The sequence below is a fragment of the Agromyces sp. CF514 genome, from assembly GCF_900113185.1.
Lineage (GTDB): Bacteria > Actinomycetota > Actinomycetes > Actinomycetales > Microbacteriaceae > Agromyces.
Genome location: NZ_FOZD01000001.1, coordinates 1527383 through 1552785, shown reverse-complemented (window position 1 = coordinate 1552785; position 25403 = coordinate 1527383). Strand labels below are relative to the sequence as shown.

The following is a 25403-nucleotide window of genomic DNA, read 5'->3' as shown; positions in this document are numbered from 1 at the left end:
TGTGCGCCCCTTACGCGTTCGCCAGCTCGGCGGCCTTGTCGGCGCCCTGGTCCATGTTCTCGGCGAGGGTGACGAGCGGGTGCGCGGCCTCCTCGAGGATGCGACGGCCCTCGACGACGTTGTTGCCGTCGAGACGCACGACGAGCGGCTTGTTCGCGGTCGAGCCCAGCTCGGCGAGTGCGCCGACGATGCCCTTCGCGACCTGGTCGCACGCGGTGATGCCGCCGAAGACGTTGACGAACACGCTCTTGACCTGCGGGTCGCCGAGGATGATGCCGAGGCCGTTGGCCATGACCTCGGCCGAGGCGCCGCCGCCGATGTCGAGGAAGTTGGCGGGCTTGACGCCGCCGTGGTTCTCGCCCGCGTAGGCGACGACGTCGAGCGTGGACATGACGAGCCCCGCACCGTTGCCGATGATGCCGACCTCGCCGTCGAGCTTGACGTAGTTGAGGTCGAGGGCCTTCGCCTGCGCCTCGAGCGGGTCGGCCGCATCCTTGTCTTCGAGCAGCGCGTGGTTCGCGTGACGGAACTCGGCGTTCTCGTCGAGCGTGACCTTGCCGTCGAGCGCGATGACGTTGCCGTCTTCGTCGAGGATGAGCGGGTTGACCTCGACGAGCGTCGCGTCTTCGCCCTTGTAGACCTCGTAGAGCTTCACGAAGACGTCGGCGACCTTGTCGACCAGTTCGGCCGGGAAGTTCGCGGCGACCGCGATCTCACGGGCCTTGGCGGCGTCGATGCCGGCGATGGGGTCGACCTCGATGCGGGCGAGCGCCTCGGGCTTCTCGACCGCGAGCTGCTCGATCTCCATGCCGCCCTCGACGCTCGTGAGCGAGAGGTAGGAGCGGTTGGCCCGGTCGAGCAGCACCGAGAAGTAGAACTCCTGCGCGATGCGGGCGCCGCCGGCGACCATGACGCGCTTGACGACGTGGCCCTTGATGTCGAGGCCGAGGATGGCCTGCGCCGCCTCGAACGCCTCGTCGGGGGTCTTGGCGACCTTGACGCCGCCCGCCTTGCCGCGGCCGCCGGTCTTCACCTGCGCCTTGACGACGACCACGCCGCCGAGCTTCTCGGCTGCCGCGCGCACTTCTTCGGCGGTGTCGGCGACGATGCCCGGGAGCACCGGGACCCCGTACTGTTCGAACAGGTCTCTGGCCTGGTACTCGTAAAGATCCACGCTCTACTTCCAATCGGTCCGCACGCGCGACCGCGCACAGTGGCTGGTGGGTGTGATGCCCGACCGGGATGTCTCGAAGTCGAGATATCCGCCGGGGCCGGGGTCTATGGTACTCCGCTCGCATGTCGCCTCCGAACGCGCCCTTCGCACGACCGAACGGGCACCCGGACGGCTGCGATACTGCGACCATGACGGATGCCTCGCCGGAGCCCCGACACGGGGCCGACCCCCACGATGCCAAGGTGCACGAGAAGCTCAACTGGTTGCGCGCGGGCGTGCTCGGGGCGAACGACGGCATCATCTCGGTCGCCGCGCTCGTCGTCGGCGTCGCGGCCGCGACCACCGATCTCGGCGCGATCGTCGTCGCCGGCGTCGCCTCGGTCGTCGCCGGTGCGATCTCGATGGGACTCGGCGAGTACGTGTCGGTGTCGACCCAGCGCGACACCGAGCGTGCGCTGATCGCGAAGGAGACGCGCGAGCTCGCCGAGATGCCCGAGCAGGAGCTCGCCGAGCTCGCCGGGATCTACCGGGCGAAGGGTCTCAGCGCGGAGACCGCGGAGCGGGTCGCCCGCGAGCTCACCGAGCACGACGCGCTCGCCGCCCACCTCGAGGCCGAGCTGCGCATCGCCGAGGACGACGTCGTGAACCCGTGGCACGCGGCAGGGGCATCCGCGCTGTCGTTCCTCGTCGGCGCGGTGCTGCCGATGCTCGCGATCCTCCTGCCGCCTCCCGAGTGGCGCATCGCGACGACCTTCGCTGCCGTCGTCATCGCGCTGGCGGTGACGGGCTGGCTCTCCGCGTGGATCGGCGGAGCCCCGCGCGGCCGGGCCGTCGCCCGCGTCGTCATCGGCGGAGCGCTCGCCCTCGTCGTCACCTGGGTGATCGGCGGCCTGCTCGGCGGTGTCGTCTAGGCGCTCGACCGCGGCCAGCCCGGGGTGGCGAGGAGCCGACGATCGAGCGTCACGGCGAGCACGTCGACGTCGAACCGCGCCGAGAGGTCGTGCAGGCCGTCGAGCCCGCCCGCGACGATGCCGGTCGCGAGCACGTCGGCCGTGACGAGGTCGGCCGCGGCCACGCTCACCTGCACGAAGGGCGAGCCCTCGATCCCCGCGACGGTCCAGATGTGGTCGCCCCGCTCGGCCGAGCCCGACGTCGCGATCGCGCGCCGGCGCATGCCGTCGAGATCGAACCGAGCCAGCAGCGCGGTCCGGTCGAGCGGGTCGGCGATGCCGACGGGCACGCGCGCTCCCGCCGCCACGAGGATGTCCCCGCCCGCATCGATCGCCCAGCCGAGGCGCCCGGCACGGTCGAGCGCGTCGCCCGCGTCCGCCACCGCGAGCGCCTTCACCACCCCGTTCAGGTCGATGACGCCGTCGCCGCGATGCGGCGTGAACCGACCGCCGGTGCGCGACCGCCAATCGAGCGCGAGCGCGTACGCGCCGCGCACCTCCGCGCTCGCCGCGTGCAGCGCGAGGTCTCCGCGCGCGATGCGGCTGAGTTCCGAACGGGGTTCGACGAGGCTGCAGCGAGCCTCCCAGCGGGCGAAGGCGACCATGACCTCGGCGAGCAGCGGGGCCGACCGGTCGACGGATGCCGCGGCAGCGGGTCCCGACCACGGTGACGCGCCCGCGGCAGCCGACCCTTCCGGAGGGTCCCCGACCCGGAGGCTGACGACCGTGCCCATCGCGGGAAAGGCGTTCCCCCGGATGGCGCCGCCGTGGACGGTCATCCCGTGAACCCGGCCTGATCAAGCGCGGACTGCAGCGACTGCAGGTACGCGGCGCTCGTGTACGTCGCCCCGCTGACGAAGGACACCCGGGCGGACTGCGCCTGCAGCACCTCGTCGCGGAGCACGGGTTCCGCCCGGTTGCTGATCTGCACCGACCGGCCGTCGTGATCCGTCAGCCGCAGGGCGGTGACCTCGGTGATGGCGCCGCCCGAGACGGTGACCTGCACCTGCACGTCGCCGAAGCGCGTGGAGACCGACGAGCCGCTGTAGGTGCCGTCGGCCGCGCCCGACGAAGCGGTGCCAGTGCCGGCCGAACCGCTCGAGCCGGCGCCCGTCGCCCCCGGATCCGTTGCGCCGGAGTCCGACGACCCGGTCGAGCCGGACGCGTCCTGACCGGGGTCGGTCGTGCCCGCGGCATCCGTCGCCTCGGAATCGTCCGACGAGACCGTCTCCACGGTGCCCGACGCGTCGAGCGAGGCGGTCTCGACCTGGCCGAGCTGCCAGCCGCCGAGGATGGCCGCGGCCGACGCCGCGGACGCGAGGAGCACCGCACGCCGTCTCACCAGTCGAACCGCTCGTGATGCACCTGCTCGGGCGCGATCCCGGCCACGCGGGCCTCGGCGATGACCGAGTCCGCCCAGGCTCGCGGCCCGCACACGTACAGGTCGCTGTCGGCGATTCCGGGCACGAGCGCCCGGAGGTGCAGCCCCTGCTGCTCGGCGTCGGCGGGGAGCCAGCCGTGGCCCCTGGGGCCGGGCACGGTGATGAGCGTCGCACCGCGACTGCGGCAGAGGGCCGCGACCTCGTCGAGCAGCCAGCCGTCGGCCGGTCCCGTCGTTCGCAGCACCACCGTCGCCTCGCCCGGGCGGAACCGCGCCTGCTCGAGCAGCGAGCGGATCGGCGTCACACCGATGCCCGCACCGACGAGCGTGATGCGACGACGGGTGCGCGCTCGCTCGCTGAAGATGCCGTAGGGCCCCTCGAGCACGACGCGCGTGCCCGGCCTCATCCCCGCGAGCGATGCCGAGCCGTCTCCGAGTGCCCGCACGGTGATGCGGAGGCGGTCGCCGCGGGGCACCGCCGAGAGCGAGTACGGGTGGGCCTGCCACCACTGGCCCTTCGCGAGGAATCGCCAGATGAGGAACTGGCCGCCCTGCGCGCCCAGCCGATCGAGCCGGCGCCCGTGCATCGTCACGGAGAACACGCCGTCGCGCGGGTCGCCGACCGGGTCGACGCGTTCGACGCGGACGCCGTGACGCATCGTCGTCGCTGCCGGCACGAGCAGTCGGAACACCGCCACCGCGCCGAGCGAGACCACGACGAGAGCCAGCCAGTACCACCGCTGCCAGCTGCCCTCGGCGAACAGGCCGCCGACGCTGAACTGGTGCGGAAGCGCCGCGAGGACGGCGGCGTACGACAGCAGGTGCACGACGTGCCACGCCTCGTAGCGGAGCCTCCGCCGCACCGTGACGACCGACGACACGACGACCGCGAGGAAGAGCACGAACCCGAGCATCGCCAGCGGCAGATCGGGCAGGCTCCAGATCGCGACCGCCTCGGCGACGACGCCTGCGCCGTCGGCGACCGCGTAGCCGCCGAGGAGCAGTGCGCCGTGCGCGAGGAGCAGATACAGCACGGGCTTGCCGAGCCGCCCGTGCAGCGCCATCGCCGCGTCGTGGCCTACGGCGCGCTCGATGAGCGGAACCCTGGACGCGAGCAGCAGCATCACCAGCACCAGGTCGGTCGCCGCGAGCCCCGCGATGATGCCCGACGACGTGAGCGCGGCGCCGAGGTCGCCGAAGCGCGTCCCACCGCCTTCGGAGAGGAACAGCGCGATCGCGACCGCGACTGAGGCCACCGCGAGCGCCTGCAGCACGTCGACGCGCCACAGCCGACCCGCGCCGATCGCCGGCCGGGCGCCGGGGCTGGTGCGCGACGGCCGTTCCGACCGTCGCGCGTCGTGGACCAGGAACGCCATGCGTCCACCGTGCGCGTGCGGTCTATCGTCAGCCGATGGGTGGCCTGTGCGATCGCTGGGAACGTGTGCGACTCCGGGTCAGCGCGGCTTCGGCCCGACGCTCGGCAGCACGCCGCTCGGCGGCGGCAGCCGGTCGGCCTCGGCGAGCCGCTTGGCCGCGAGCACGGCGAGCAACCCGACCGCGGCGCCGAGGACCGTCTCGAGCACGCGGTCGGCGAGGAGGCCGAACACCGGAACGGGCGACGCGAGGTGCACGACGACGAGGGCGAGCGGCGTCACGAAGACCAGCGCCGCCCCGTAGTGGCGGCCGACGAGCAGTTCGGCGCCGAACTGGCACACGGCGATCACGACGATGAGCACCCACGCCGGCGGGTCGGGCCAGAGCACGAGCGCGGTGACGACGACGCCGACCAGGGTGCCGGCGACTCGGTGCACGGCGCGCTGCGCGGTGTGCGCCGCTCGCGCGGGCGGGATGACCGCGACGGCGCTCACCACAGCCCAGTAGGGGTGCCCGATGCCGAGCGCGAGCGCCGCCGCCCCTGCGAGGAGCGCGGCGGCGACGTTCTGCACGACGTTGAGCCACAGCCGCGCATCCGACCACGCATGAACGCGCACCGGAGTACGACGCGGCAGGTCGCGGAACACCGCCTTCGCGCGCCCGGGCGCCGCGCGCCGGAGCACCCACCCCGACATGGCGAGCAGCCAGGCGAAGGCGGCCGCCGCCCACGCGACGCCCCATCGCTGCCACCCGGTGCCGTCGTCGATCGGCTGCGCCGCGCACACCAGCAGCCCGAAGACCGCGAACAACGGCCCCGACGGAGTGACCCCGAGCAGGTTGTAGGCCACGATGACCGCCGTGATGAGCACGGCGAGCACGATCGCCTCGACGGCGTGCGGCGCGTGCACGACCGCGAGCAGGATGCCGAGCCCGGTCGCCGCGACCTGCACCAGTGCTGCGGTCGTGACGGTCCGCAGGCGCGTGCCGTACGGCTCGCTTCTGCCGAAGATCGCGGTCATGGCGCCGAACGCGGCGTAGGCCGCCCACTCGGTGCGCCCCGTCGCGACGAGGACGGTCAGCGGAACCGCCGCGGCGATGGCCGCGCGCACGGCGACCTCGACGTCGAGCGTGCGGAACTCCCGCCACCACCCGCCGACCGAGGCCGGTGCGCTCACGACACCCGGCCCAGATGCACGGCCGCGTAGGCGAGTGCGGCGACGCTCTCGCCGTCGTCGATGACGCCGTCGCGCACGAGAGCCCACACCTCGGTCCATGGCACGGCGCTCACCTGGCTGATGCCCTCTTCGTGCTGGGTGCGCCCTGCGGGTCCTGCGAGCTCGAGCCCGGTCGCGAGGAAGACGGTCTCGGGCGCGCGCGCGACGCCGTTGAGCGCGGTCATGCGCCCGATCTCGTGCCACTCGGATGCCGCGTACCCCGTCTCTTCGAGGAGCTCGCGCTGCGCCGCCGCGAGGGCGTCTTCACCGTCGGTGCCGCCCGCCGGCACCTCGATCGACGAGCCGACCGTGTGCCGGTCGACGGTGACGAGCAGCACCTCGTCGGCGTCGGTCATCGCGACCACGAACACCGCGGGATGCTGCATCTCGAGGACGCCGTAGATGCCGGTCTCGCCGTCAGGGCGCTCGACCTCGTCTTCGACGACCCGGATCCACGGGTTCTCGTAGACGGTGCGGGTCGCGCGCGTGGGCCAGGTCATGCGGGGCTCCTCAGAGCTTCTCGATCGGGGCGATCTTGATGAGCAGTTTCTTCTGGCCGGCGGTGTCGAAGCTCACGTGGGCGATGCGCTTCGTGCCCTCGCCCGTGACCTGGTTGACGCGCCCCTCGCCGAAGTCGACGTGGCGGATGCGGTCTCCGGGCTCGAGCGTCAGGTCGCCGTTGTCGCGCACGGTGCCCGTGACCCGGTTGGCCCACTCGGCCTTGGGCTTGGCCGAGGCCGTCACGCTGAACTTCTCGAGATCGCGGTCGCGGGTGCCCCACGCGCCGCCGGGGCGGCGGGCGTTGAGCGCGCGTGGCTGCGTGCCGCCCCGCGACGTGGCCATGCCCGGCGACTGCTTCCAGTCGACGAGGCCCTCGGGGATCTCCTGCAGGTAGCGCGACGGCATTGCGACTGCGACCTCGCCGAACTGCGCGCGGCTCATCGCGAGGGAGATGTAGAGCCGCTGGCGCGCCCGGGTGATGCCGACGTAGAAGAGCCGTCGCTCCTCGGCTGGGCCGCCGGGCTCGGAGGCCGACATCTGGTGCGGCAGCAGGCCCTCTTCGAGTCCGGTGAGGAACACGGCGTGGTACTCGAGGCCCTTGGCCGTGTGCAGCGTCATGAGCGACACGGTGCCCGAGGCGTCGTCGAGCTCGTCGGCCGCGGCCACGAGCGAGACCTGGGTCAGGAAGTCGACGACCGTGGCGAGCGGGTTGTCGCGGTCGAAGTCGCGCGTCTGCGCGACGAGCTCGTCGACGTTCTCGGCGCGGGTCTCGTCTTGCGGGTCGCGGCTTCGGCGCAGCGCGTCGATGAGCCCGGAGCGCTCGAGCAGGAACACGAGCACGTCTGAGACCTTCGAGGCTCCCTCGTTCGTGCCCGCGGCGACGCCTGCCGCCGACGGCGCGAGCATCGCAGCCGCCTCGTCGAGCACGTTCGCGAGCGTCGTGATGGCGCCCGTGACCTTGGGCCCGAGGCCGAGGGCGTCGGCCGAGCGCATCGCCTCGCGGAAGGTGAGCTGGTTGGCCTCGGCGAAGCTCGACAGCGCCGTCTCGGTCGCCGGCCCGATGCCGCGCTTGGGCGTGTTCAGGATGCGGCGGAGCGCCAGCTCGTCGAGGGGGTTGGCCACCGAGACGAGGTAGGCCATCGCGTCCTTGATCTCGGCGCGCTCGTAGAACTTCGTGCCGCCGACCACACGGTACGGCAGGGCCGATCGTACGAAGATCTCCTCGAGCGCTCGCGTCTGCGCGTTGGTGCGGTAGAACACCGCGATGTCGCGGTAGGCGACGCCCGAGCGGTGCAGCGCCTCGATCTCGTCGGCCACGAACTGCGCCTCGTCGTGCGCGGTGTACCCGGTGTAGCCGGTGATCTTGTCGCCGTCGCCGACCGCGGTCCAGAGCTTCTTGTCTTTTCGGTCGAAGTTGTTCGAGATGACCGCGTTGGCGGCGGAGAGGATGTTCTGCGTCGAGCGGTAGTTCTGCTCGAGGAGCACGACCTTCGCACCGGGGAAGTCCCGCTCGAACTCGGAGATGTTGCGGATGTCGGCTCCGCGGAACGCGTAGATGGACTGGTCGGAGTCGCCGACCACGGTGAGGCTCGCGCCCGGGATGCCGCCGGTGGCGTCGGTCACGCCGCGGACGTTGAACCCGTGCTCGGACATCTCGGCGACGCGCTCGGCCGGGATCGACTGCGTGAACTCGCGGATGAGCGAGTACTGCGCGTGGTTGGTGTCCTGGTACTCGTCGACCAGGATGTGCCGGAACCGTCGCTGGTAGAGCGACGCGACCGCCGGGAACGCGCGGAACAGGTAGACCGTCTCTGCGATGAGGTCGTCGAAGTCGAGCGCGCTCGCGGCGCGCAGGCGCCGGGTGTACTGCCGGAAGATCTCGAGGAACATGACCTCTTGGGGGTCGTTCATGTTCGCGTTGCGCGCGAACGACTCCACGTCGGAGAGCTCGTTCTTGAGCTTCGAGATCTTCGACTGGGCGCCGGCCGGCGTGAAGCCCATGGTGTCGGCGTCGAGCTCCTTGATGATGCGCTTGAGCACGGTGCGCGTGTCGGCCGAGTCGTAGATCGTGAACGTCGACGACAGGCCGATCGCCTCGGCCTCGCGCCGGAGGATGCGCACGCAGGCCGAGTGGAACGTCGAGATCCACATGCCCGACGCGCCCTCGCCGAGCAGCGCCTCGACGCGCTCGCGCATCTCGGCGGCGGCCTTGTTCGTGAACGTGATGGCGAGGATCTGGCTCGGCCAGGCCTCACGGCTGTCGATGAGCCCCGCGATGCGGTGGGTCAGCACGCGGGTCTTGCCCGAGCCGGCTCCCGCCACGATCAGCAGCGCCTGGCCGCGGTACTCGACCGCCTCGCGCTGCTCGGGGTTCAGGCCTTCGGTGAAGCGGTTGCCGGATGCCGCGGGCGTGCCGTCTGCAGCGGGTGCACCGCCCGCGGCGGGCGCCTCGCGCCAGCCGGCCGGGTCGTCGGGGTCGAGGATCAGCGTCATGTCCCGACAAGTCTAGGCGCGGCATCCGACAGCGCTCCCCCGCCGCGTCCGCGACGAGGGAGCGCCGAACGCGTCAGGCGAACTCGACGACGAGTTCGACCTCGACGGGCGAGTCGAGCGGCAGCACCGCGACGCCCACGGCCGAGCGCGCGTGGCGGCCGGCCTCGCCGAAGACCTCTCCGAGCAGCTCGGAGGCGCCGTTGACGACGCCCGGCTGACCGGTGAACGCGGGGTCGGAGGCCACGAAGCCGACGACCTTCACGATGCGGGTGATGCGGTCGAGCGAGCCGATCTCGGCACGGACGGCGGCGAGCGCGTTGAGGATGCACGTGCGCGCGTACGCCTTGGCGTCGTCGGCGGGCACGAGGCCGTGCCCGTCGCCCACCTTGCCGGTCGCGGGCAGCGCGCCGGCCGTGAACGGCAGCTGGCCGGACGTGTGCACGTACGAGCCGGTGGCCACGGCGGGGATGTACGCAGCGACGGGCGGCGCGACATCCGGGAGCTCGATGCCGAGCTCGGCGAGCCGTGCCTCGAAGCCGGCCATCAGGCGCGCCCCTCGCCCTCGAAGGCCTTGGCGGCCTGCGCCGCGGCAGCGGCACCCGCGGAGGCGGCGACCGACTCCGAGCCGCCGACCGGACGCTTCAGGTATGCGACGAGCCCACCCTCGGGGCCCTGCACGACCTGCACGAGCTCCCACCCCTCGGAGCCCCAGTTGTTGAGGATCGCGGCGGTGTTGTGGATCAGCAGCGGGGTGGTGATGTACTCCCAGGTGACCATGGGACCCTCGTCTCTTCGTGACAGGCGGCTTCGGATCGGATCGGACCGGCGCCGCGCGCCGCGTGCGCACCGCTGAGTGACGGAGCAGGCGTTCGCCCAGCTTCCGTGCCGTTGATTGCCAGTCTTCTCCGTTACGCTCCACTATATGTCTGCCCAAAATCGTACGATGAGCGACGTCGGATCCGGGATCCTCGCGTTCGTCGGCATGAGCGCACTCGCCGGCGTGCTCGTGACGGCCGCAGTGACCCCTGCCCTCGCCGTCACCGGCATGGCCGCCAACAACAGCATCACGATGTTCGAGAACCTGCCCGGGTTCCTCGACATCGGCGAACTGTCGGAGAAGACCGACGTCTACGCCATGCAGGACGACGGCAAGACGCCGTACAAGCTCGCGAGCTTCTTCGAGGAGGACCGCGAGGAGGTCGCGTTCGACCAGATCAGCCAGTACGTCAAGGACGCGGCGGTCGCCGGCGAGGACCCGCGCTTCTACGAGCACGGCGGCATCGACGTGCAGGGCACGCTCCGCGCAGCGCTGAACGAGTACGTCATCGGCGGCGCGACGCAGGGCGGCTCGTCGATCACGCAGCAGTACGTCAAGAACGTGCTCGTGAACAACGCCGTGAACAGCGCGACCACCGAAGAGGAGCGCGAGGCGGCGGTCGACGCCGCGATCGAGACGACCCCCGAGCGCAAGCTCAAGGAGATGCGCTACGCGATCACCATCGAGAAGGAGTACACGAAGGACCAGATCCTCCGCGGCTACCTCAACATCGCCGCGTTCGGCGGCCGTGTCTACGGCATCGAGTCCGCCGCCCAGTACTACTTCGGCGGCAAGCACGCCTCCGAGCTGAGCCTCGCAGAGTCCGCGAGCCTGATCGCGATCGTGAACTGGCCCGAGAAGTTCCGCCTCGACGAGCCCGACAGCGAGACGAACGGCGCGAAGACCGTCGTCGACGGCCAGCCGGTGCCGTACGCCGACAACAAGGTCCGTCGCGACTACATCCTCGATCAGATGCTCAAGGAGAAGAAGATCACGCAGGAGGAGCACGATGCCGCGGTCGCGACCGTCGTCGCCCCCGTCATCCAGGAGCCGAGCACCGGCTGCCAGACCGCCGGCGGCAGCGGGTTCTTCTGCGACTACGTCACCTGGGTCATCAAGAACCAGTACGACGACCCCAAGACGCCCGATGTGAACGAGGGCACGCGCCTCCTGCAGACCGGCGGCCTCCAGATCTACACCACGCTCGACCTGAGCCTGCAGGCCACCGCCGAGAACGCGATCAGCCAGAACGTGCCGAGCACCGATCCGCGGTTCGACGTCGGCTCCGCCGCGGTCACCGTGCAGCCGGGCACCGGGCGCATCCTCGCCATGGCGCAGAACAAGCAGTTCACCAACGACCCCGAACTCGCCGCATCCGACGGCAAGTACACGGCGATCAACTACAACACCGACTTCGACTACGGCGGATCGAGCGGACTCCAGCCCGGCTCGACCTTCAAGGTGTTCACCCTCGCGGAGTGGCTGAACGAGGGCCACTCGCTCAAGGAGAGCTTCAACGGAGCGCGTCGTACGTTCACCTCGTTCCCCGCGGCCTGCTACGGCGGCTGGACGGGCAGCTTCAACCCGCGCAACGACGACGGTACCGGTGCGAACAACGCCGTCGATGCGACGAAGTACTCGGTGAACACCTCGTTCATGGCCATGGCGCAGCAGCTCGACCTCTGCAAGATCCGCGACACCGCGCAGGCGTTCGGCGTGCGTCGTGCCGACGGCCTCGACCTCGGACAGAAGTTCGAGTACGACGACAACGGCCCCGTCTACAACGAAGACGGCACCCGCAAGGTGAACCCCGACGAGGTCTTCAGCCCGTCGGCCGTGCTGGGTACCGAAGAGGTCTCCCCGCTCGCGATGGCCACGGCCTTCGCCGGCATCGCCAACAACGGACTCACCTGCACCCCGATCGCGATCGACCGCATCACGAAGGCCGATGGCACCGAGGTCGATCCGCCGAAGAGCACGTGCACGCAGTCGGTGACCGCCGAGGTCGCGCACGCCATGGACTACGCCATGGAGCAGACCTTCAACGGCGGCACGACGTCGGCCTCCGACCCGGGCACCGGCATCGCGCACATCGGCAAGACCGGTACGACCGACGATGCGAAGGACACCTGGATGATCGGGGCGAGCACCAAGGCCTCGACCGCGGTCTGGGTCGGCAACGTCACGGGCGACGCCAACCTGCGCGAACTCTCGTTCGACAGCGGCTACGCCGCCACCGCCCGTCACCGGATCTGGCCGATGATCATGTCGGTCGCCGACGGCAAGTTCGGCGGGGACGACTTCCCCGACGCACCCGACAGCATGTTCAAGGAGGTGCTCGTCGACATCCCGCAGGTGACCGGCTTGACCCTCGATGCGGCCAAGCAGGCGATCGAGGCCGCAGGCTTCGTCTTCGCCGACGGCGGCCCCCAGGATTCGGCGCTTCCCGCCGGAACCGTCACCGGGTCGAACCCGACCGGACAGGCCGGTCGCGGCACCACCATCACCGTCTACACGAGCAACGGAACCCTGAAGGCCGTGCCGAACGTGGTCGGTCAGCAGGCCGATGTCGCCGAGGCTGCGCTCAAGCAGGCCGGATACCGGGTCAAGCGCACGAACGTCGACACGACCGATGCGAGCCAGGTCGGTCTCGTGGTCTCGCAGGATCCCGGCGCCGACGGGTCGGCGAAGCCCGGCGACACGATCACCATCGGCATCGGCAAGCTCGACGACAGCGGTGGCGGCGGCGGCACCGACGGCGGCGGCACGCCCACCCTCCCGGGCGGCGGCGGTTGAGCCCTGCGAAGCAGTCACCGGCCGCGTCGATCGCACTCGCGATCGGCGCGGCCGGTGCCGCAACCCTCGCATGGGGCGTGTTCGTCGAGCGCAAGCGATGGACCCTCCGACGCGTCGAGGTGCCGGTGCTCCCGGCCGGGTCGGAACCGATCAAGGTGCTGCACCTCTCCGACCTGCACATGGCGCCGTGGCAGCGCGAGAAGCAGGCATGGGTCCGGTCGCTCGCCGAGCTCGAGCCCGACCTGATCGTCGACACGGGTGACAACCTCGGCCACGAACGCGGGCTCGAGGGCATCCGCGCGGCGTTCGAGCCGTTCCGCGGCATCCCGGGTGTCTTCGTCAACGGGTCGAACGACTACTTCGGCCCCGTGGCGAAGAACCCGTTCCTGTACTTCTCGGGTCCTTCTGGCCACGTCCGTCGCAGTGCTCGCCTCGACATCGACGCGCTGCACGCGTACTTCGCCGAGCTCGGCTGGCAGGACCTCGACAACACGGCGACCGGTTTCGACCTGCGCGGGACCCACTTCGAGTTCTTCGGCGTCGACGACCCGCACAAGGGCTACGACCGCCTCGACCTCATCGCGAGCGCGATCGACGACCTGCGGGCCGACGACCCGCTCGGCGACGAGACCTGGCCCGATCCGTCCTCCGCAGCGGCGTCGCGCCCGACGGTGACCGTCGGGGTCGCGCACGCGCCCTACCAGCGCGTGCTGAACTCCTTCGTGAACCATGGCGCGCAGCTGATCCTCGCCGGGCACACGCACGGCGGCCAGGTCTGCGTGCCCGGCTTCGGTGCGCTCGTCACGAACTGCGACATCCCGCGCGACCAGGTCAAGGGCCTGAGCGTCTGGCGGCACGGGCTGCGATCGGCGTTCCTCAACGTCTCCGCGGGCCTCGGAACCTCGATCTACGCGCCGGTCCGGTTCGCCTGCCCTCCCGAGGCGACCCTCGTCACCCTCGTTGCGTCCGCCTGACGCGCGAGTGGTCAGCGGGGCTCCGTTTATCGGCTATTCTTGTTGAGGCCCGCAAGGGCACCGGGGTGTGGCGCAGCTTGGTAGCGCGCGTCGTTCGGGACGACGAGGTCGCAGGTTCAAATCCTGTCACCCCGACACTGTGTCAGTTGAGACACGCAGATGAAGGCCTCCGCGAGAGCGGGGGCCTTCGTCGTTGCCGGCGGTGCGGTCGACCCCCATCAGGCGAGCGGATGCCGCAGCTCGGCGCCGTCCGCACCGAACCGCACGATCGTCAGCTCGGGTCTCGTGCCCGCCGCACCGCCGATCGAACGCTGCGCGACGTCGGCGAGGGTCGCGACCAGATCGACCTCGACGGTCCTCGGATCCTCGGCGAGGCCGATGCCGCGGGCCTTCAGGGTGGCCTCCTTCACGGTCCAGGCGCGCGCCAGCGCCCGGCGGCGCACCGCCCCTTCGGGTACCGCTGCGAGCGCCTCGAGCTCGCTCGGGGAGCACATGCGGCGCACGAGCTGCGGCCTGGCGAACGCGTCGAACGGCGCGGCCTCCACGTCGGCGCCGACCTGCGCTCCGAGCGCGAGGGCGACCAGCATCGTCGGCCCGCTGTGGGAGATGCTCACGTCGAGTCCGTGAGCGCCGTTCAGCCTCGGCTTCGCACCGGCCGGTGTCGGGGCGAAGCCGGGCCAGGCGCCACCGAGTCTGGCCCGCACGAGCTCCTCGGCCCACGATCGGCCCGTCTCGCGCCGTTCGCGGATGCGGCGGGCACGCTCGTCGCCGCGGGCGGATCGGGACGCCGCCGGCCCGAGGCTGAGGGAATCCGCTGCCCGCGGCATCCAGTCGCCGACGCACCACCACAGCCCGTCGTCGGCAGCGCCGAACACCCGGCCCCGCCGGTCGGGCGGTGCGAGGAGGCCAGGCGAGCCCGAGTTCACCCTTCGGCGAGCCGTTCGGAGATGCCCGCGGCGAGCTCGCCGATCGTGGGGTGGTCCCAGACGATCGTCGGGTCGACGTCGAGGTCGAACTCGTCCTCGATGTCACCGCACAGGGTCAGTGCGTAGACGGAGTCGAGCCCGAGGTCGGCGAGCGGCGTGGTGGCGTCGAACGTGCCGGCGTCGACCTTGCCGTACGCGACGACGCGTCCCATGAGCCAGGACTCGATGGTCGGGGCATCCGTGGTCATCTGGTGTCTCCTTCTTCCTGCGGAGCCGGAGCGGGCTCCGATGCTTCCGAGATGGTGAATCGCCCGCCTCGATCGACGAGGCCCCCGGCGAGGCCGAGAAGGTGGTCGACCGCGTCGGCGTCGAGCGGCGCGACCCGACCGGCGAGCCTGGACTCGAGCCGGGCGAACACGGTGGCACGAACGGTCTCGTCGTGCGGCAGGCTGCCTGGGCTCGCGTGCGCGCTGATGCCGGCCCATGCCCCGCCCGCGAGCAGCAGCGCGAGGCGGTGCCCGAGGGCGAACGCCTCGGGCGGGGCGTCGGCGCCGAGCACCGCGGGCGACGCCTCGGCGATCTCGCCGCGGAGCCGGTCGAGTTCGGCGGCGAGCCGCGCGCCCGCAGCGACGGACCGCTCGTCGAGCGCGCCCGCCACGTCGGGGTCGGTGAGCGCCGCGCCGAGCGGGTCGCTCGTGCCGGCTCCGAGGGAGAGCTTCGTGAGGTCGAGTTCGTCCAGGTGCTCGCCGAGCCGGAACAGATCGGGGTCGGTCGCGGTCGTGCGGCGGGATCGGCGCACCCACGCGGGCAGGTTCGGCAGGATCGTGAGCAGGCACGCGGTCGAGCCGGCATGCCCGATCGGCACGACCGCGAGGTCGCGCACGAACTTCTCGACGACGTCGTACGGCGCGACGCGCGCGTAGAACGTCGACCCGAACAGCACCGAGAGGTCCTGCATTGCCGCCTGCAGCAGCTGGGGCACGAGGTACTTCGAGGCCGCCGTGAGCACGAGGCATTCGGCGGGCGCCAGGTGCAGGGCGCGCACGACGACCGCGCTCAGCGCGTCGGCGAGCCAGAGATCCGCCATGGCACCCGCGAGCAGCGCTCGCGCGTGCGGGAGGTCGAGCACGGCGCCGCCGTAGAGCGAACGCTCGGCGCCGTATCGCACGGCGAGGTCGAGCGTCGCGTCGACGGTCGCGACGGCGAGTGCCGGGATCACCGCTCGGCTCACCTGGAATGCCGTCAACGCCGTCTGCGCCGCGGTGCCGGTCGCACCGACGACTGCGGAGCCGGGCAGGGGCAGCCCGTGGAACTCGGCGACCCCGATGCGGCAGCCCCGCATGCCGGCCGTGAGCACCCGACGGCCCGTGTCGACGAGCGGCCTCGTCGCGGCATCCTTGTGCCAGAGCAGCAGGGAGTGGCTGCGCGCTCCGGGTTCGGGCGAGGTTCGGGCCATGACCAGCACCGACTCGGCGCGATCGACGTTGTTGATGACCTGCTTGGCGCCGGTCACGACCCACCCGCCGTCGCCGTCGGGGCGGGCCGCGCACTCGTTCGCGAGCAGGTCGTTGCCGTGGTCGAGCTCGTGGAAGCCCACCGCGATGCGCTCGCCGCGCAGCAAGCGCGCGGCGACCTCGCGCCGCTGCGCGTCGTCACCCGCGACCCACACGTTCAGAGAGGCCATGAGCGTGGTGAGTCCGTACCCGAGCCCGAGTGCGGGGTCGCGTCGGAAGATCGGGCGCCAGCGGCGCACGAGGTCCTCGGTCGAGACCCAGCGGCCCCCGAGCGAGGCCGGCACGAACTCCGCCGCGGCCGCCCACTCGTCGAGCAGGGCCTCAGCGGTCGAACTCAGCCGTCGGGCGTCGTCGTCGGCGACGATCGACGCGTAGTCGAAGGGTCCCGGATGCCGCGGGTCGCCGAAGAGCTCGTCGAGACCCTCGACCGGGGCGGTCGTCTTGGAGGTGCCTGCCGGCAGGCGTCCGTCGAGCAGGGTCACGAGGCGTCCGCCCATCCGTCGAGCACGGACACCGCCCGGCCGCGGCCGGCCTCCTCGAAGGCGAGCTCCGCGAGCGTCGCCGCGGTCGAGGCAGCGGCGGTCGAGGGTTGCAGGCCGAGGCGCACGGCGATCCGGTCCAGCACGGCGGCGAGGCGCACCTCGGACGGCGCGCTGCCCCGTTCGGGCGAGGCGAGCTCGGTGGCGACGGCGCAGGCGGCACCGAAGCACAGCGCGATCCGTTCGGCGAGGTCGAAGGATGCCGCTGACGGTGCGGATTCCCGAGGTGCCGTGCCCGCCGCGAGCACCGCGAGCTCGGACTCCGACGCGATGCGTCGCGCGACGGCCGCGGCAGGCCGACCGCCCAGCAGGTCGACGAGGCCGGGCAGGGCGCGCAGCATGCGCGTGCCGCGCTTCGTGACGAGCCGGAGCCCGGCGGTCTCGACCCAGCCATCGGCCGGCCCGTCGAACGCGAAGTCCGCGACCACTCGACCGAGGTCGACGGGGTCGGCCTCGCGGGCGATCGAGGGGAACTCGTTGATGATCATGTTCAGGTTCACGACGGAGTTGCCGTCGAAGATGCCGACGACCCGGTTGTCGCGGGCCGCCTTCTGGAACGCTCCCGCGCCGGCGATGCCGATGAGCTGCGACCGCGCCCCGACGAACGGCGTCAGGTCGCGGAACATGAGGTCGACCGTGTCGGGCACGAGGAACTTCACGAGCGCGCTCACGAGCGACATCTCCTCCGGCGTGCGATGGGCCGCGCGGGCGCCCGCGTACATCACGGCCTCGGCGAGCAGCGAATCGGCGATCGCCGTGCCGAGGGTCGCCCGCGCGGTCGGGAGGTCGGCGAGCGTGCGGCCGAAGAGGCGGCGCTCCGACGCGAACCCGGTCGCGATCGCGATCGCGTGGTCCGCCGCGCCCAGCGAGAGCGCGGTCGTCAGCGGCCTCGTGAGCTGGAGGCTCTTCAGCACGATCTCGAGGCCGTGACCCGGCGCGCCGACGAGACGATCGCCTTCGACCCGCGTGCCGCGCAGCTCGAGTCCGCTGATGTCGGCGCCGCGGATGCCGTGCGTGGCGACCTTCGCTCGGGGGGCGAGCGTGCCCTGGTCGACGCGCTGCTTGTCGACCAGCACGAGCGAGAGCGCGCGCGGCCCGGCGTCGCCCGTGCGCGCGAGCACGGTCATCGCCCGGCCCCGCGTCGCGTTGTTGATCGGCCACTTCGTGCCGCTGACGCGGATCGTGTCGCCGACGACCGCCATGGTCGCGGTGTTCGACAGGTCGGATCCCCGCCCCTGCTCGGTGAGCCCCCACGAGACGGGGTCACCCGCCAGCACGATGCCGGCCATGTCGGCCGCGATCGGCCCCCCGGCGATCCAGGCGCCGACCGCGCCGAGGAACGTCTTGCCGTGCGCGACCGCGACGGTGAGGTCGCGGCTCGCGAGGTGGCGGATCATCATCATCGGCACGAGGACGTCGCCGAGGCCGCCGCCGTGGGCCTCGGGAACGTAGGCGCGCTGGAGTCCCCACCCGTCGACGGCGTCGACGGCCTCGCCGGGGAAGGCGGATGCCTCGTCGAGCTCGACCGACCGGTCGTGCGTGATCACCGAACCGGGCTGGTCGGTCCGCCCGAGGAAGGCCTCGAACTCCGCGACGGACGCGCGGCCGAGCGCGTCCGCGGCATCGACCGACCCGATCGTGCGCGCGGATGCGGGCGCCGCCGGCTGCGCGCTCACGCCGGTGTCCGATCGAACCCGAGGCGGACCACGGTCGCGAGCCGCTCGTCGGCCAGCAGCGACCTGGTGAGCGCACGCTGCACCTTGCCGCTCGTGGTGCGGGGCAGCGTGCCCTTCCGGATGAACACGACGCCGAGCTCGGGCAGCGTGTACTCGTCGACGACGCGCTTGCGCACCTCCTCGGCGAGACGCTCGAGTTCGTCGGCCGACACCCGCGCGGCGTCGACCTCGGCGACGAGGCCCACCGCCGGCTGGGTTCCGAGGCCCTCGAACGCCGCGCTGAGGCATCCGGAGGGCAGGAACCCCTCGGCCGTCGTCTCGAGGTCCTGCGGGTAGAGGTTGCGGCCGCGGATGATGATCAGGTCCTTGATGCGCCCCGTGATGACGAGTTCCCCGTCGATGAGCGCTCCGAGGTCGCCCGTGCGCAGGTAGCGGCGGTCGTCTGGCCCGCCCACGAGCGTGGTGCGGAAGTCCTGCTCCGTCTCGTCGGGTCGCCTCCAGTACCCCTGCGCCACGCTCGGCCCGCGTACGAGGATCTCGCCGATCGCGCCCTCGCCCGCACGCAGGCCGGAGGCGGTGTCCATGATCGCGATCTCGTGCCCGGATGCGGCGGGCCCGCACGAGACGAGTTCCACCGCCCGGCCGGCACCGGTCGGCTCGCGCAGTTCGCCGGCCTCGACGCCCTCGGCGTCGACGCGGATCGGCTCGACCGCGTCGGGGCGCACGCTCGCCGTGACGAGCAGGGTGGTCTCGGCCATGCCGTAGGCCGGGATGAACGCACGCCCGTCGAATCCGGCCGCTGCGAACCGGTCGGAGAAGGCCGCGAGCGTCGAACTGCGCACCGGCTCGGCCCCCGTGATCACGCCCTCGAGCGACGAGAGGTCGAGCGAGGCGAGCTGCTCGTCGGTCACGAGCCTGGTGCAGAGCCCGTAGGCGAAGTCGGGGCCGACCGTGTGGGTCGAGCGGTACTCGGTGATGAGTCGCAGCCAGAGGAGGGGGCGACGCAGGAACTGGCTCGGCGAGGTGAGCACGCTGTCGGCGCCGACGAAGATCGGCTGCAGCAGCTGACCGACCAGCCCCATGTCGTGGTAGTGCGGAAGCCAGCCCATCGTGCGCGACTCCGCGGTGATCCCGACCGCAGACGTGATCGCCGCCTCGTTCGCCACGAGGTTGCCGTGGCTCACCATGACGCCCTTCGGGGTGCCGGTCGAGCCCGACGTGTACTGGAGCAGCGCGAGCGAGTCCGCGGTGATCGGCGGGGGCGTCCACGCCGCGGCATCCGCCTCCCCGGCGAGGGTCGTGACCTGCGTGACGTCGGCGCCCACCGGGGCGTCACCCGGTTCGAGGCCCATCGCCGCGAGCGCGGTTCCGTCGGTGAGCACGAGTCGGCTGCCCGAGTCCGCGATGATCGCCTCGAGCCTGCGGAGCGCAGCACCGGGCTGGCGCATGGCCGCCACGGGAACGGGCGAGGCCACGAGTCCGGCGTAGAACGCGGCGTACAGCGCGCGGATGAAGGCGAGACCGGGGTCGAACGCGAGGATGACGACCTCGCCGGCGGCGTACCCGCGGGCGGTCAGCGTCGCGGCATCCGCTCGCGCCTGGCGATCGAACGCGCCGTACGACCGGAACTCGGAATCGCTCGGGCTCGAGTAGAACCGGATCCCTCGCCCTTCGCCGGCCGTCGTCGCCGTGCCCATCATGACGTCGACGAATGTGGTGCTCGTCTTCACGTCGGCTCCCTCCCCTGTCGGCCGCCCGGCTGAGTTGAACGCCGTCGTCCGGAGATGACACCGGGTGCGAGGGCGAGCATATGGAGCCTTCTTGAACACCGCGCGCACACGATGTTGCGCGCATGTTACGGCTTCGTCGGAGGGCACCCCCAGCTCGGGGGACGTCGCGGGGACGCGGAGCGCATGCGGATATGCTGTGCGCCTGTCGGGGGGCCGCGTCGCGTGCCGCCCGCGCGAATGCACCCCGCCACCGGAAGGAGCCTCGATGGCCAACGGACTCGGAGCACTGCGGCAGCGTCTCTCGCAGCCGCTGCGCACCCCAGGGCTGCTCGCCGCGGCCGACCGCCTGCTGCTCTCGGGCCGGAGCGTCGCAGGGCCGCGCGACGCGCCGCACCACGTGCTGCTCGCGCCCGCCGGCGGCGGCAACATCGGCGACCAGGCCCTCGTCGAGGCGTTCATCGAGAACGTCGACGGGCGCGTGAGCGTCGTCTGCCGGCGGCCGGCCGACTATTCGATCGATGACGAGCGCGTGCGAGTGGTGCCGCTGCTCTCGCTCGTCTACGGCGACCTCGTCGGACACGTTCGCGACGTCCGCGCCTTCCGGACCCTGCTTCGCACCGCGACGTCGTTCTCGGTCGTCGGCGCCGACGTCATGGACGGCGGGTACGGGTACCGTGCATCCGCCAATCGCGCGAACCTCGCGCGCCGCGTCGCCGAGATCGGCATCGACGCCCGGATCCTCGGGTTCAGCTGGAACGGCTCGCCGCACCCCGTCGCACTCCGGGCGGTGCGCGCGGCTGCCCGGCGCGGCGTCGACACGATCGTGCGTGACCCCCGCTCCGCCGCCCGCGCTCGCGCGGACGGCATCGAGCCCGTGGTCGACGGCGCCGACATCGTGTTCCTCGCGCGCCGGACCGACCCGGAGACGGCGGCGGCCTGGGCCGACCGGGTCACGGGCCCGCTCACCCTCGTCAACTTCTCGGGACTCGTTCCCTCCGACGGCGGCCTCGAGCCCTACGTCGACGTCGTCCGCACGCTCCGCGAACGCGGCCACGGCGTGCTCCTCGTGCCGCACGTGTCGCGACCGGGCGCCGACGACCTGCCGATCTGCGCCGCAGTGGCCGACCTGTTCGCCGACGACCCCGACGTCGTGCTCGTGGACCGGCTGCTCTCGCCGGCAGCCATCCGGGGGCTGACGTCGCGGGCGAGGTTGACCGTCACCGGCCGCATGCACCTCGCGGTCATGAGCCTCATGCACGGCGTGCCGGCCGTGACCGTGGCGACGCAGGGCAAGGTCGAGGGGCTCATGGACCTCGTCGGTTCGCCCGGGCTGTGCGTGCCGTCGGATCGGATCGTCGCCGACCTCGCCCGCATCACCGCCGACACCGCCGACGCCGCCGAGGACCGCTCGCACGCCATCACCGCGCACCTCGACGAGGTGCGCGCGCTCGCCGGTCGCAATCTCGCGCGGCTGCCGAACGCAGCCCGAACTGTTACCTCCGGGTAAACAATCGGCGTCGGGCCATCGTGCCGACCACCGCGAAGGTTACGCTGATCGGGCTGGCGACTCGGCCGATGACGGACGCTCGAAGGACGTGGATTCGGATTCGGGCGTCCTGTCGGGTCTCCGCCGAACGGGAGGCGGGCGTGGACATTCTGAACGCGGTACTGCTCATGCAGCGGGCCAGGGATGCGCTCTTCTCGAAGATCGCCGCCACCGGCTTCGCGAGCTTCGGAGCGCGCACGCGGATCCTGCTGCCGTTCCGGGTGGGCAACGCGCACCGCATCGCCGTCGGATCGGACGTGCTCATCGGCCCCGGCTCGTGGCTGATCGTCCCCCGCCTCGACGGGCCGTCGCCCACGATCGTCATCGGCGACCGCGTCCGCATGAACCAGACCTCGATCTCGGCCGTGCAGAGCGTCGTCCTCGAAGACGGCGTCGCCATCGCTCGCGGGGTCTACATCTCCGACCACACGCACGGCTTCGACCAGCCCGACGTCTTCATCCGCGACCAACCGCTCGACCGTGTCGCACCCGTTCGCATCTGCCGCGGCGCCTGGATCGGCCAGAACGCGGTCATCATGCCGGGGGTCACGATCGGCGCCGGTGCGGTCGTCGGCGCGAACTCCGTCGTGCGCGACGACGTGCCGGCGCGATGCGTCGTTGCCGGAGCGCCCGCCCGGCTGATCCGGGAGCTCGCCGGATGAGCGAGCACTCCGACGCCACGTACGCCCTCTCCGAGGATGACGGCGAAGCGGATGCCGCGCGCGGCCGCCGCGGCGAGCCGACCGACTTCGTCTTCACGTTCAGCTACGAGACGTACTCCGACGCCGTCAGGCGCGGCATGATGCGGCCGCCCGACCGGATCCTGTCGAGCCTCATCCGCAGTCCCGAGGTGCGCCGGCTGCTGGTCGCGGACCCGTTCCGGTGGCTGCCGCGGGTCGCGGCATCGCCCGTGCTCGACCGGGACGTGCGGTTCCCCGCCGACGATCGCGTCGCCTACCACCGCCCGACCCGGCTCAGGCGCGACGACCCGGTCGACCTCGCCGGCGTCGCGATCGAGTACGCGCGCTACGACCGCTCGCTCGAGCGAGCCGCCGACCGCCTCGGACTCGTGGGGCCGCACGTGCTGACGACGAACCCGCTCGTGGCCGGCTTCGCACCGTTCGAGTGGGCGTCGGGCGTCACCTTCTTCGCCCGCGACGACTGGCTGAGTTCTCCGGCGAGGCGGGCGCACTGGCCCGCGTACCGGGAGGCCTACCGGCGGATCTCCGCGACCGGTCGTTCCGTGGCGGCCGTGTCCGCCGAGATCATCGACCGTATCGGACCGACCGGGCCGGCGATGGTCGTGCCGAACGGGGTCGAACCCGACGAATGGCTCGGACTGCTCCCGGCGGCTCCGGCCTGGTTCGCCGAGATCCCCGGTCCCCGGGCGGTGTACGTGGGCACCCTCGACTCGAGGCTCGACGTGCCCGGCATCGCCGATCTCGCGGCCCGCAGGCCCGAGCTCCAGGTGGTGCTCCTCGGGCCGTGCCCGGATCCCGCCTACGTGGCCGACCTGCAGCGGTTCGCGAACGTGCACGTCCATCCGAGCGTCGCGCGCGCGGAGCTCGTCGCGACCCTGCGGAATGCCGAGGTCTGCCTGCTCGCGCATCGCCGCACGCCGCTCACCGAGGCCATGAGCCCGCTCAAGGTCTACGAGTACCTCGCGGCCGGCGTGCCGGTCGTCTCGATCGACCTGCCGCCGGTGCGGGACATCGACGACCGCGTGCTGCTCGTCGACCGCGTCGCGGACTTCGCCGACGCGGTCGACGTCGCGCTCGGGCTCGGCCGTGCCTCCGAGGAGCTCCGCCTCGGCTTCATCGAGGCGAACTCGTGGTCGGCGCGGCACGAGATGATGCTCGGTCTCGCGCGTCCCTGACGTGGGTCGGCACGATCGGGTCGGGTGCCCGTCGAGTCTGCCGTGTGCTCGTGAGTGCGCCGCCTACCCCCCGTTCGGAGGGCAGGATCGACCGCTGATGGGCCGCTGACCGGCTGCTTTGTGTCGGGGGTGTAACCCCCTCCTGAAGACCCTGTGAACAGCCCGTCGCAGACCTACCGGCGACCCGGGCGGAATGCTTTGATCGCCGCAGAGCGCGTTTCGAGGTCGTCGGCTTCCCGGCCGGACACGGCCGGGGGCCGTGGGCCGGCGCTCCATCTCGACAGGGCAGCGTCCGCCCGCCAAGCACCCATTCCGCATGCGGGCTTCGGAGGTCGTCCGCGACGCCGGGTCCGCTGGGAGCCGCCCGACGTCCGAGGGGGTCGTCCGATGTCCAGTGAGGCCGAATCCATCACCCGGCTCGGCATGCCGGGCGAGCGCCTGCTCGAACGGGCGACGGCCGTCGGTCACCGCGTGGTGGCGCAGCCGAGGCGGCTCGGCTGGCGGCACCGCCTCGTGTTCGCGCTCTCGGTGACCGACGCCGCCCTCGTGATCGGGGCGCTGCTGGTGGCCCAACTGCTGCGCTTCCAGACGACCGGGCTGAAGGCTTCGACGCCGCAGTCCGATCTCGCGTACCTGACGCTGACCGCGGCGATCGCGGTCGGCTGGCTCGTCGCGCTCTCGGCGACGAGGTCGCGCATGCTGCGCAACATCGGCACCGGCATGGTCGAGTACCAGCGGGTCGTGAATGCGACCTTCCTCACGTTCGGCACGCTCGCCGCGATCGCGTTCCTGTTCCAGATCGACATCGCCCGCGGCTACCTCGCGGTCGCCTTCCCGCTCGGCCTCGTGCTGCTCCTCCTCGGGCGCATGGCCTGGCGCGGCGTGCTGCACCGGATGCGCCGCGTCGGCCGGTGCACGACGGGCGCGATCATCGTGGGCCGCCCCGACGACGTGATGCGGGTGACCGAGGAGCTCCGACGCCAGTACCGGGTGGGATACCGGGCCATCGGCGCCGCCTATGCCGGCCCCGCGCGATCGGCGAAGCGCTCGTCGATCGACCTTCCGGCCGTGGAGTTCAAGGACCTCGCGGCCACGTCGAAGCGCACCAGGACCCGCGCGGTCATCATCGCGGGAGACCTGCCCGGCGGCAACGCGACGATCCGTCGGCTCGGCTGGGACCTCGAGAACTCGAACACCGAGCTCATCCTGGTCTCGCGGCTGACGGATGTCGCGGGCCCCCGCATCCACCTGCGCCCCATCAGCGGGCTGCCCATGGTCCATGTCGACCTGCCGCAGTACTCCGGATTCGCGCATGCGGTCAAGCGGATCTTCGACGTGGTCGTGACCGGCGGGATCCTGCTCCTGCTGCTGCCGCTGATCGCGCTCATCGCCATGACCGTGCGCCTGACGAGCGTCGGCCCCGTGCTCTTCCGGCAGGAGCGCGTGGGCGTCGGCGGGTCTCGCTTCACGATGCTGAAGTTCCGCTCGATGGTGGTCGACGCCGAGGCCCGCCTCGCGGGGCTGCAGGCCCGCAACGAAGCCGACGGCGTGCTCTTCAAGGTGAAGGACGACCCGCGCATCACCCCGATCGGGCGCACGCTCCGCCGGTACTCGCTCGACGAGCTCCCCCAGCTGTGGAACGTGCTCGTCGGCGACATGAGCCTCGTCGGCCCCAGGCCGCCGCTGCCCGCCGAGGTCGACCGCTACGAGGAGGACGTCAACCGGCGACTGCTCACCAAGCCCGGCATCACCGGGCTCTGGCAGGTCAGCGGGCGGTCGAACCTCTCGTGGGACGAGAGCGTGAAGATCGACCTCTACTACGTCGAGAACTGGTCGCTCACCGGCGACATCGTCATCCTGCTGAAGACCGCGAGAGCGGTCGTCGGCAGCCATGGCGCCTACTGACCTGAAGACCGCCTTCG

The 25403-nt window shown here is 71.8% G+C and carries 21 protein-coding genes and 1 tRNA gene; 8 read left to right on the top strand and 14 right to left on the bottom strand.

All coding sequences use genetic code 11. The annotated features are described in order from the left end of the window. Positions 1–10: 10 nt before the first annotated feature. Entirely contained in the window at positions 11–1174 is a 1164-nt protein-coding gene (gene sucC / locus BM342_RS06830; protein WP_092964669.1) for an ADP-forming succinate--CoA ligase subunit beta, read from the bottom strand. Between the two features lie 188 nt (positions 1175–1362). Here sucC and BM342_RS06825 point away from each other — a divergent pair, with 188 nt between their 5' ends. Then, entirely contained in the window at positions 1363–2085 is a 723-nt protein-coding gene (locus BM342_RS06825) for a VIT1/CCC1 transporter family protein (protein ID WP_218154897.1), read from the top strand. On the opposite strand, the gene BM342_RS06820 is transcribed toward BM342_RS06825, so the two are convergent. The 8 genes from BM342_RS06820 to BM342_RS06785 form a co-directional block, all read right to left on the bottom strand. Next, positions 2082–2903, bottom strand: coding sequence for an FAD:protein FMN transferase (locus tag BM342_RS06820; RefSeq protein ID WP_092964667.1), 822 nt, complete (start codon positions 2901–2903; stop codon positions 2082–2084). The two genes, BM342_RS06825 and BM342_RS06820, sit on opposite strands and share 4 nt — an antisense overlap. After that, a complete protein-coding gene (locus BM342_RS06815) occupies positions 2900–3466 on the bottom strand; it encodes an FMN-binding protein (RefSeq protein ID WP_092964666.1) in 567 nt (188 codons plus the stop codon). The genes BM342_RS06820 and BM342_RS06815 overlap by 4 nt, the downstream gene beginning before the upstream one ends. Further along, a complete protein-coding gene (locus tag BM342_RS06810) occupies positions 3463–4881 on the bottom strand; it encodes a ferredoxin reductase family protein (protein ID WP_255368585.1) in 1419 nt (472 codons plus the stop codon). The genes BM342_RS06815 and BM342_RS06810 overlap by 4 nt, the downstream gene beginning before the upstream one ends. A gap of 78 nt (positions 4882–4959) precedes the next feature. Next, the gene (locus tag BM342_RS06805; protein WP_255368584.1) at positions 4960–6054 is read right to left on the bottom strand and encodes an FUSC family protein; all 1095 of its coding nucleotides are present in this window, start codon (positions 6052–6054) and stop codon (positions 4960–4962) included. Next, the gene (locus tag BM342_RS06800) at positions 6051–6593 is read right to left on the bottom strand and encodes an NUDIX domain-containing protein (protein WP_092964664.1); all 543 of its coding nucleotides are present in this window, start codon (positions 6591–6593) and stop codon (positions 6051–6053) included. The genes BM342_RS06805 and BM342_RS06800 overlap by 4 nt, the downstream gene beginning before the upstream one ends. A gap of 10 nt (positions 6594–6603) precedes the next feature. Next, positions 6604–9087: an ATP-dependent helicase gene (locus BM342_RS06795; protein WP_092964663.1), complete on the bottom strand. Its 2484-nt coding sequence runs from the start codon at positions 9085–9087 to the stop codon at positions 6604–6606. Between the two features lie 73 nt (positions 9088–9160). Then, on the bottom strand, positions 9161–9631 hold the full coding sequence (locus BM342_RS06790) for a RidA family protein (RefSeq protein WP_092964662.1): 471 nt from the start codon (positions 9629–9631) through the stop codon (positions 9161–9163). Continuing rightward, positions 9631–9864 carry a DUF4177 domain-containing protein gene (locus tag BM342_RS06785; protein WP_092964661.1) on the bottom strand — a complete coding sequence of 78 codons (234 nt, stop codon included), beginning with the start codon at positions 9862–9864 and terminating at the stop codon, positions 9631–9633. The genes BM342_RS06790 and BM342_RS06785 overlap by 1 nt, the downstream gene beginning before the upstream one ends. 166 nt (positions 9865–10030) lie before the next feature. Between BM342_RS06785 and BM342_RS06780 the strand changes: the two genes are divergently transcribed. From BM342_RS06780 to BM342_RS06770, 3 genes are all read left to right on the top strand, one after another. Further along, complete coding sequence (locus BM342_RS06780) at positions 10031–12700, top strand: transglycosylase domain-containing protein (protein ID WP_092964660.1); 2670 nt, start codon at positions 10031–10033, stop codon at positions 12698–12700. Next, positions 12697–13674, top strand: a complete 978-nt coding sequence (locus BM342_RS06775) for a metallophosphoesterase (protein WP_092964659.1) — start codon at positions 12697–12699, stop codon at positions 13672–13674. Before BM342_RS06780 ends, BM342_RS06775 begins: the two co-directional genes overlap by 4 nt. A 61-nt stretch (positions 13675–13735) precedes the next feature. Further along, positions 13736–13809 (top strand) — tRNA-Pro (locus tag BM342_RS06770). Positions 13810–13892: 83 nt separating this feature from the next. On the opposite strand, the gene BM342_RS06765 is transcribed toward BM342_RS06770, so the two are convergent. The 5 genes from BM342_RS06765 to BM342_RS06745 are packed head-to-tail and all read right to left on the bottom strand — an operon-like array spanning position 13893 to position 20059. Continuing rightward, complete coding sequence (locus BM342_RS06765; protein WP_143109780.1) at positions 13893–14549, bottom strand: 4'-phosphopantetheinyl transferase family protein; 657 nt, start codon at positions 14547–14549, stop codon at positions 13893–13895. A 47-nt stretch (positions 14550–14596) separates the two neighbouring features. Further along, positions 14597–14848, bottom strand: coding sequence for an acyl carrier protein (locus tag BM342_RS06760; RefSeq protein WP_092964657.1), 252 nt, complete (start codon positions 14846–14848; stop codon positions 14597–14599). Further along, a complete protein-coding gene (locus tag BM342_RS06755; protein WP_092964656.1) occupies positions 14845–16611 on the bottom strand; it encodes an acyl-CoA dehydrogenase in 1767 nt (588 codons plus the stop codon). Before BM342_RS06755 ends, BM342_RS06760 begins: the two co-directional genes overlap by 4 nt. Continuing rightward, positions 16593–18329 carry an acyl-CoA dehydrogenase family protein gene (locus tag BM342_RS06750; RefSeq protein WP_092964655.1) on the bottom strand — a complete coding sequence of 579 codons (1737 nt, stop codon included), beginning with the start codon at positions 18327–18329 and terminating at the stop codon, positions 16593–16595. The genes BM342_RS06755 and BM342_RS06750 overlap by 19 nt, the downstream gene beginning before the upstream one ends. Beyond that, entirely contained in the window at positions 18326–20059 is a 1734-nt protein-coding gene (locus tag BM342_RS06745) for a fatty acyl-AMP ligase (RefSeq protein WP_177232090.1), read from the bottom strand. Before BM342_RS06745 ends, BM342_RS06750 begins: the two co-directional genes overlap by 4 nt. 265 nt (positions 20060–20324) lie before the next feature. Between BM342_RS06745 and BM342_RS06740 the strand changes: the two genes are divergently transcribed. From BM342_RS06740 to BM342_RS06725, 4 genes are all read left to right on the top strand, one after another. Beyond that, positions 20325–21566 carry a polysaccharide pyruvyl transferase family protein gene (locus BM342_RS06740; protein WP_092964653.1) on the top strand — a complete coding sequence of 414 codons (1242 nt, stop codon included), beginning with the start codon at positions 20325–20327 and terminating at the stop codon, positions 21564–21566. 140 nt (positions 21567–21706) lie between these two features. Beyond that, positions 21707–22267, top strand: coding sequence for an acyltransferase (locus BM342_RS06735; RefSeq protein ID WP_177232089.1), 561 nt, complete (start codon positions 21707–21709; stop codon positions 22265–22267). Further along, positions 22264–23481, top strand: a complete 1218-nt coding sequence (locus BM342_RS06730; protein WP_177232088.1) for a glycosyltransferase — start codon at positions 22264–22266, stop codon at positions 23479–23481. Before BM342_RS06735 ends, BM342_RS06730 begins: the two co-directional genes overlap by 4 nt. 387 nt (positions 23482–23868) lie before the next feature. Then, complete coding sequence (locus BM342_RS06725) at positions 23869–25386, top strand: sugar transferase (RefSeq protein WP_092964650.1); 1518 nt, start codon at positions 23869–23871, stop codon at positions 25384–25386. Positions 25387–25403 lie beyond the last annotated feature (17 nt).